The organism is Burkholderia sp. SR8, from assembly GCF_052851275.1.
The window spans coordinates 1-1,369 of sequence record NZ_JAULUC010000068.1; the positions used below are offsets into that span (position 1 = coordinate 1).

The 1,369-nt window shown below is 64.5% G+C and carries 1 protein-coding gene; it reads right to left on the reverse strand.

Annotated features, from left to right (window positions below):
• Nucleotides 1-1,369, reverse strand: a 1,369-nt coding sequence (locus tag Q3A80_RS31820) for an electron transfer flavoprotein-ubiquinone oxidoreductase (protein ID WP_446332736.1), incomplete at its 5' end; no start/stop codon positions are given.

Sequence of the window (1,369 nt, forward strand, 5' to 3'; positions counted from 1 at the left end):
TTACATGTTCGGGTAATTCGGCCCGCCGCCGCCTTCCGGCGTGACCCATACGATGTTCTGCGTCGGGTCCTTGATGTCGCAGGTCTTGCAGTGCACGCAGTTCTGCGCGTTGATCTGCAAGCGATCTTCGTTGCTGTCGTTCTTGATGAACTCGTAGACACCGGCCGGACAGAAGCGAGCTTCCGGGCCCGCGTAGGTGTGCAGGTTCACGTTCACCGGCACGCTCGCGTCCTTCAGCGTCAGGTGCGCCGGCTGGTTCTCCTCGTGGTTCGTGTTCGAGATGAACACCGACGACAGCCGGTCGAACGTCAGCTTGCCGTCCGGCTTCGGATACTCGATCGGCGTGCACTGCGACGCCGGCTTCAGCATCTCGTGGTCCGCATGCTTGTGATGCAGCGTCCACGGCACGTTGCCGCCCATCACCTTCTGCTCGAGCCCGACCATCAGCGTGCCGAGGTACAGGCCCTTGGCCATCCACTGCTTGAAGTTGCGCGCGCGGTACAGCTCCGTGTACAGCCACGATTGCTTGAACGCGTCGGGGTACGCGTTCAGTTCGTCCGACTGGCGGCCGGCCTGCACCGCGTCGAACGCGGCGTCCGCCGCCAGCATGCCGGTCTTGATCGCCGCGTGGCTTCCCTTGATCCGCGATGCGTTCAAAAAGCCCGCATCGTCGCCGATCAGCGCGCCGCCTGGGAACACCGTCTTCGGCAGCGACAGCAGGCCGCCGGCCGTGATCGCCCGCGCGCCGTACGACACGCGCTTGCCGCCTTCGAGGAACGCGCGGATCGACGGATGCGTCTTGTAGCGCTGGAATTCCTCGAACGGCGACAGGTACGGGTTCGTGTAGCCGAGGCCGACCACGAAGCCGACCACGACCTGGTTGTTGTCCATGTGATACAGGAACGAGCCGCCGTACGTGTCGGACTTCAGCGGCCAGCCGGCCGTGTGGATCACGAGGCCCGGCTTGTGCTTGGCCGGATCGATTTCCCACAGTTCCTTGATGCCGATCCCGTACGCCTGCGGATCGGCGTTCGCATCCAGCTTGAACTTCGAGATCAGCTGGCGGCCGAGGTGGCCGCGGCAGCCTTCGGCGAACAGCGTGTACTTCGCGTGCAGCTCCATGCCGAGCTGGAAGTTCTCGGTCGGCTCGCCGTCCTTGCCCACGCCCATGTTGCCGGTCGCGACGCCCTTCACCGAGCCGTCGTCGTTGTAGAGAATTTCCGCAGCCGGGAAGCCGGGGAAGATTTCCACACCGAGCGCCTCGGCCTGTGCCCCAAGCCAGCGCGTGACGTTGCCCAGCGAGATCACGTAGTTGCCGTGATTCTTGAAGTTGTCGGGCAGCGCCCAGTTGGGCGTCTGCACCGCGCTG